The 7,528-nt window shown below is 38.2% G+C and carries 3 protein-coding genes; all 3 read right to left on the bottom strand.

Annotated features, from left to right (window positions below; all coding sequences use genetic code 11):
• Positions 1–4,755, bottom strand: a 4,755-nt coding sequence (locus tag VGE71_RS17595) for a beta strand repeat-containing protein (RefSeq protein WP_414656178.1), incomplete at its 3' end; no start/stop codon positions are given.
• A gap of 500 nt (positions 4,756–5,255) precedes the next feature.
• A complete protein-coding gene (gene queG / locus VGE71_RS17590) occupies positions 5,256–6,182 on the bottom strand; it encodes a tRNA epoxyqueuosine(34) reductase QueG (RefSeq protein WP_331139477.1) in 927 nt (308 codons plus the stop codon).
• Positions 6,179–7,525: a cytochrome P450 gene (locus tag VGE71_RS17585; RefSeq protein WP_331139476.1), complete on the bottom strand. Its 1,347-nt coding sequence runs from the start codon at positions 7,523–7,525 to the stop codon at positions 6,179–6,181. Before VGE71_RS17585 ends, queG begins: the two co-directional genes overlap by 4 nt.
• Positions 7,526–7,528 lie beyond the last annotated feature (3 nt).

Raw genomic sequence — 7,528 nt, 5'->3', positions numbered from 1 at the left:
CGCATTCAGCGTTAATCCAGCTGGAAGTGCTCCAACTATATTTAGTGTAACCTCTCCAGGGTTTGTTCCAAGAACAAATGATTTTCCGTTTAAGGTATCATTGGCTGTCAATGAAACTGTTGTTCCGCCGATGTTTCCATTGATTGGAGTTATGGTATCAACAACTGCATCGATAACTGGAACTCCAACTGTTACGGTAACTGTGTTTGATTTGCAGTTTCCTGCATTCAATTTCTCACAGATCGTGTAAGTCAGTTCATAATCTCCTGCTAGAGGATTCGCTCCTAAAGTTACTGTTCCGTCTGGATTCAATGTCAGATATCCTTTTGGATCTGGCGTTGAAACTGATAATGTAACATCCGATGGATCTAATTTCGTTCCGTTTTTGGTATCGTTTTCTAAAACATTTACCAATGTCTGAGGCGTATTTGATCCGATAACTGATCCTACTGGATCTGGATTGGCTACCAAATCCCCAACTGTTACAGGAACTACGATGGTTACTGAATCGCAGTTTGACGGATTAGCACCAACTTCGCATATAGTATATTCTATATTATAATTTGTTGCTGGCGTATTTGGAGCAACTGTAATGGTTCCGTCTGTATTTAATGTTAATCCTATCGGTAATGTACCAACAATGCTAATACTTACTTCTCCAGGAGTGGTTCCAATAACAGCTTGATTTCCATTTAATTTATCGTTATCTATTAATGAAACTGTTGTTCCTCCTAGATTTCCATTAATAGGAGTAATTGTATCAACAACTGCATCGATTACTCGTTTTACCACTACCGTGGCTTCCGCAGTATCGCAGTTTGTTGAATTGGTTCCTGCCTCGCATAGCTGGTAGGTGATTTTATAGGTGCCTGAGGTCGTATTCGGTGCAAGGGTCAAATCTCCGTTTGCACTGATGCTCAATGGTCCTGTCGTAACTGCTGTAATCACTGTGTTCGTGCTGCTTGCAGAAACTCCGTTCAGCTTGTCATTGTCCCTTACATTGCCTACAGCAACCGCCGTGCTGGTGCCAGGAGTCTGGACTGCATAACTGTCGTCATCAACTGCATCGATTACTCGTTTTACCACTACCGTAGCTTCCGCAGTGTCGCAGTTTGTTGAATTGGTTCCTGCCTCGCATAACTGGTACGTGATTTTATAGGTACCTGAGGTCGTATTCGGTGCAAGGGTCAAATCTCCGTTTGCACTGATGCTCAATGGTCCTGTCGTAACTGCTGTAATCACTGTGTTCGTGCTGCTTGCAGAAACTCCGTTCAGCTTGTCATTGTCCCTTACATTGCCCACCGCAACCGCCGTGCTTGTGCCAGGAGTCTGGACTGCATAACTGTCGTCATCAACTGCGTCGATTACTCGTTTTACCACTACCGTAGCTTCCGCAGTGTCGCAGTTTGTTGAATTGGTTCCTGCCTCGCATAACTGGTACGTGATTTTATAGGTACCTGATGTCGTATTCGGTGCAAGGGTCAAATCTCCGTTTGCACTGATGCTCAATGGACCTGTCGTAACTGCTGTAATCACTGTGTTAGTGCTGCTTGCAGAAACTCCGTTCAGCGTATCATTATCCCTTACGTTGCCTACTGCAACCGCTGTGCTGGTGCCAGGGGTCTGGACTGCATAGCTGTTGTCGTCAACTGCATCGATTACTCGTTTTACCACTACCGTGGCTTCCGCAGTATCGCAGTTTGTTGAATTGGTTCCTGCCTCGCATAGCTGGTAGGTGATTTTATAGGTGCCTGATGTCGTATTCGGTGCAAGGGTCAAATCTCCGTTTGCACTGATGCTCAATGGACCTGTCGTAACTGCTGTAATCACTGTGTTAGTGCTGCTTGCAGAAACTCCGTTCAGCGTATCATTATCCCTTACATTGCCTACCGCAACCGCTGTGCTTGTGCCAGGAGTCTGGACTGCATAACTGTCGTCATCAACTGCACAAATTTCAGAGTTAATTTCTACTGAATTAGAAAAATCAGAAGTACAATTATTTAAAGTCGCTGTTAATTTATAGATCCCTTTTGTTCCTGTAACTACACCTGTTGTTGTATTTAATGTAGCTCCAATAGGAGTTATAGAATAAGTATATAGAGAATTATAATTTGTAATTGTAAAACTTCCAGTTGGTGTACCACAAGTTGGTTGTGTTACAGTACTTAAAGTCGGCATAACAGGGTTTGTATTGACCGTTACCGCAACCGAAGTTCTTGTACTCTCGCAGCCGTTTGTTGTCTGGCTCACAAAATAGTTCCCTGTAGCCAGAACTGTCGTGCCTGCAAGTGCAGTACCTCCTGTTGAGGCGCTGTACCATTTGTATGAAGATCCCGATGGAACCAGATTCGCTACCGTACTGTTGTCTGCCGAACAGAATGACTGTGCCGTAGCCGTTGGTGCCGACGGGTTGGGTATAACCGTAACCGTAGTATTGTCCGAAGACACACTTTGGCAACCATCAGAATTTGTTACCTGAACACTGTAATCGCCCGAAGTTGATACTGTAATAGATTGGGTTGTTAAACCATTTGACCACTGATAGCTTGTTCCTGCACTAGAAGTCAAAACCACACTTCCACCCTGACAAAATGTTAGAGAACCTCCATTACTAATGGTTGGTTTGGCAGGTGTTGGTTTAACAGCGATATCATCTGCTGTAGAAGTTGATCCTGAAAAATTTGAACCTAAAACTGCCAATCCCCCACCTGTTTGATAAGTCGTATTTTTACTCCCAAAAGAATTTATTGCTGGTGTAATCATCCTGTTTGGCTCCGACGTTGTTCTTGTTGGATCCAAATACAATGCCTGAGCATTGGCACTTAATGGTCCGGCAGCTAAACTTGAAACTACTTTACCAATCAATGTTATTTTAACAACTCCATTCAAAGGAATATTAAAACCACCAAAAATTGGACTAACTGCTGTAGCTCCAGTTCCAGTATTAGGTAATGCACCAGTTGGTCCGGATGCATTTCCTGTATAAGTAGCTGTTGCAGAATCAAAATTAATTCCCGTAGGAAATGCAAAATTAGCCCTAACCTGAGCAGCATTACCACTACCTGTATTTGTTATTTCAATTTCATAAGAAACTGTTTCGTTTATTTTATTACAAACTGATTTTGTTACTGACTTTACTGTAGTATTGAGTGTAGCCAAACAATTAGAGTTAATTTGTAGATAAGCAGGTACGTCTGAAGAATTAAATGATGCCACATACCCTAAAACCCCTGGTTGTGCACCATGATCTTCTCCATTACCATTATCAGTCTTACCAGAAGCACCACCAGCTACAGAAGTCGTAATAGTCACTCCTGTTCCGGGTACCTTGTATCTGATGATACCACCACCGCCACCGCCACCTGGTCCGTGCGAATTTCCAGCGTCATTAAGTGTGTTACCACCTTTTCCACCATTGGCCTGAATATTAATATTTGTGCCAATTGGAGCCTGATTCGAAATATTTAAGAAAACAGTTCCTCCTGCTCCACCACCTCCAGCACCATCTGGCGCTCCTGCGTAAGAACCAGGCGCTCCATCTCCTCCATTCGCTCTTATAATTCCAGTTCCTTGAATGTTACCTGCGTTAATAAGAATAATAGCTCCACCGACTCCACCTTTAACACCATTTATTGCGTTATTAGCATCACCGGCACCACCTCCTCCTCCCATGATAAGTCTGGTTAAAATAGGTGTGGATCCAATGTAAGAAGTAAATCCAGGTCTTCCTCCACCTGTCGCAGGACTTAGAGCTCCTTCGCCACCTTGCCAACCTTTACCTCCTAGTCCTCCATATCCACCATTACCGCCGCCGCCGCCGCCGGAATTATGGTCATTTCCTCCACCACCTGCATTTGCTGGGGCACCTCTACCCGCTGATCCGTTAGGCAATCCTTCATTAGCTATTGTAACTTCATTAAAACCATCCCACATATATTTTGGAGTACCCGCAATACCTTCTCCTTTTCCAGAAACTACAGTATTAGTTGAAAGCCCAACATAAGTATCAGAATTATTTACACCGGTATTTGCCACAGGACTAAAACCTCCTCTAAATCCCCTTGCAGATCCATCAATAGTAAATCCATTAAAATTAAAAGTACCAGATACATTAAAAGCAATTATACCTCCTGCAACACCATTAAAAGGTGGAGTTGTTATATTAGAACTTAATGTTAAATTTGAAAACTGCGGTACACGAATAACTTGAAAAGTTTTCTTTCCAGATGTTGTGGTTGGAGGAGCATTAACATAACTATTAAAAGTACCTCCATTACTACCTGTTCCAGTAAAATTCAAAACTCCTCCTGTTAAAGGAACATTATTTGTAGCAATAACATACTCGTAAACTCCTGAATTACCAGCATTTGTAAATCCTGTCCCTCCTGCATTATCTGGACCGCTAGTGGCTGATCCTGAACCATAAACAGAGCTGTTTGTGTAATTTATTGTAGCATCCTGCATCTGCATAATTAAAACCAAATCACCCGCAGAAATTTGTGTTGCTCCAAAATTATTACCATAAGAGTCCGTTGCAGGAACTGCCCCTAGAGTAATTGATTTAGAATCTATTGGCAAACTCAAATTACTTGAAGTTGCGATCGGATAATAAGTATTGATAGAAGTAGATACATTGACTGGCCCATCGGCACCAGGGGTACCACAGACCTGAGCAAAAGAAACGCTCGAAATCAATAATAAAACAAATAAATTAAGTCTGAAAAATTTAGACTGAGCAAAAGTAAAGTTAGGCATAGACAACTTGAGTTTGTGGAACAGAAAATTGTGACGCTAAAAAACTGATGATCGTTTTTAGCATATAGGTGAAATACGAAAAATTGTAGGAATTGGATTTTAAGTGCTTGAAAAAAGTTTTTTCAACACTGTAATAGTAAAATTTTACCATAAGCATTATAAGCGAAAGACTCATATCGTAGTCGTTTCAGGATTAAATTAGTAGTTTTGGAGCTACGAAAGTATAGGAAAGACTAGGATTCCGAAGATATTATTCGATAAAATGCAAAGAAAATCGTTAAACGACACATTTTAACAAGTGTTAATTGTTTGTAATAACTTAAAATTGTAAACATTTGATAATGAAGAGGTCATAATTTCTTAAAGAATTACGAATAAATCATATTCTTACAGAAAAAACACACGAAAACACAATATTTTGTAAGATTTAAAAATAAGTTTTTACCTACTATATAAAACTTAAAAAACTATAAATCAGATCGTTAAAATAATTTGATTTTCTATTCTAAAAATCTAATATTTCGTTTTAAACCATCGAACTTTGTTCTTTTTATGGGAGAGTTTTTAAAAATAACCTTAAACGTTTCTTCCGTTATTTCCATCCAGTCTTTTTTGGTAAAAGAAAGTAAATCTGGATTCGGATTAAACAAAGGTTCAGAATGTGGTTTTGAAAATCTATTCCATGGACAAACATCTTGGCAAGTATCACATCCAAACATCCATTCATCAAATTTTCCTTTCATTTCATAAGGAAGATTTTCTTTTAATTCAATTGTGTAGTAAGAGATACATTTGCTTCCATCAACGATGTAAGGTGCTACAATGGCTTGCGTCGGACAAGCGTCTATACATGCGGTACAAGAACCGCAATGATCTGTTACAGCATGATCATATTCTAAGTCTAAATCTAATATAAGTTCTGCTATAAAATAAAAAGAACCTACTTTTTGAGTTAGCAGGTTACTATTCTTCCCAATCCAGCCTAAGCCACTTTTTGCTGCCCAGGCTTTATCTAAAACTGGAGCAGAATCAACAAAAGCACGACCAGAAACTTCACCAATATTTTCCTTAATTGAATGTAAAAATTCTTTCAATTTTTCTTTAATAACAAAATGATAATCCTGCCCATATGCATATTTGGATATCTTAAAACTTTCGTCATTTTGAGATTCAGATGGAAAATAATTCAGCAAAAGAGAAACTACACTCTTTGCGTCATCAACCAACAATGTTGGATCTAAACGTTTATCAAAATGGTTTTCCATATAAGACATCTGTCCATTATGGTTGTTATTTAGCCATTTTTCAAGGCGAGGTGCCTCTTGCTCTAGAAAACCTGCTTTAGAAATACCACAGGAAATAAAACCCAGTCTTTTCGCTTCCGCTTTTATAAATTTTGAATATGTCTCTTTAGAATTGATACTCATCGTTTAAAGAATAAAACTTCTACGTTAACTGGTTTTAGAGTAATTAATGGATTGAATTGAACAGCATCATTATTCGATTGAATTCTATACTTTTTTACAATCTGCGCTATTGTTAAGCACATCTCATAAATAGCAAAACCAGTTCCAATACACATTCTCGGACCTGCACCAAACGGATAAAAATACTGCATCGATTCCTTTTTTTGTTCACCAAGAAATCGTTCTGGAATAAACTCATCTGGATTACTCCAATATTTAGGATTTCGATGCAATTCATAAAAAGAAACTCCAATTAAAGTATCTTTTTTTATTTTAAATTGAGCTAAAGAATCATCTTCCAGATTTTGCCTGTCAGTAATCCAAGCAGGCGGATACAAACGCATTGACTCGTTTAAAACAGCATTGGTATAAGCCATTTTTTGAAGCTGTTCTATAACATTATCCGTTTGTGATTCAATCTCCATTATTTCTTGAAAGACTTTTTGCTGTACTTCTGGGTTTCCTCCCAAAAGCTGAAGTGTAAAAGTTAAAGCATTAGCTGTTGTTTCATGTCCTGCAATAAACAAAACTTTAATTTCATCAATCAATTGTTCAATAGACATCCCTTCGCCAGTATCTTCATATCTGGTTTCCAAAAGCATATTAAGCAAATCATTTATTTCTTCACCTGACGTTTTTCTTTCTTCAATAATTTTCCTAATAATAGTATTATTCTCTTCAGCTAATTTAAGATGTTTACTTACCTGACCACTCAATGAAAACCACCAAGCTTTATGTGGAAGTCTAATTTCTTTAATTAAGAAATTCTGAACTTCCTCTATAATAAATTTAATACGTTGAAATTTATCCTCTGCTGCTGAGAGCTGAAATAAAGATTTGGCCACAACATTAAATGCCAAATTACTCATAATAGGAAAAAGATCTATTGGCATTGCTTCAATCAAGTTATCTAATTCTGAGGCAATAGTCGAATTCATATTATCAACAAGCTGATTCATCTTCTGTTTATGAAATGCTGGCTGAATAAGGCGTCTTTGTTTTAACCAAAAATCACCATCACTTGTTAAAAGTCCGCTTCCTAAATATTTAGAAAGATATACTGATTGAAATTTAGATTTATGATAATTCTTCTGATTCTTAACTAAAATATATTGAGCTACCTCATTATCTCTTGATAATATTATATATTTTGAGAAACCAATTCTAATAGAAAAAGAATCTCCAAATTTTTCAAAATATCTTCTATGAAAAGGAATCGGATTTCTACGGACGCCTTCAGCATCTCTAAAAAATCTAATTATTGATAATTGGTTTGGATAGATATATTTTGAACTAACAGACATAAA

It is taken from the genome of Flavobacterium sp. (genome assembly GCF_036405015.1).
Classification (GTDB): domain Bacteria; phylum Bacteroidota; class Bacteroidia; order Flavobacteriales; family Flavobacteriaceae; genus Flavobacterium.
The sequence above is the reverse complement of the archived record's forward strand: the minus strand, read 5'-3'. Positions and strand labels throughout refer to the sequence as shown.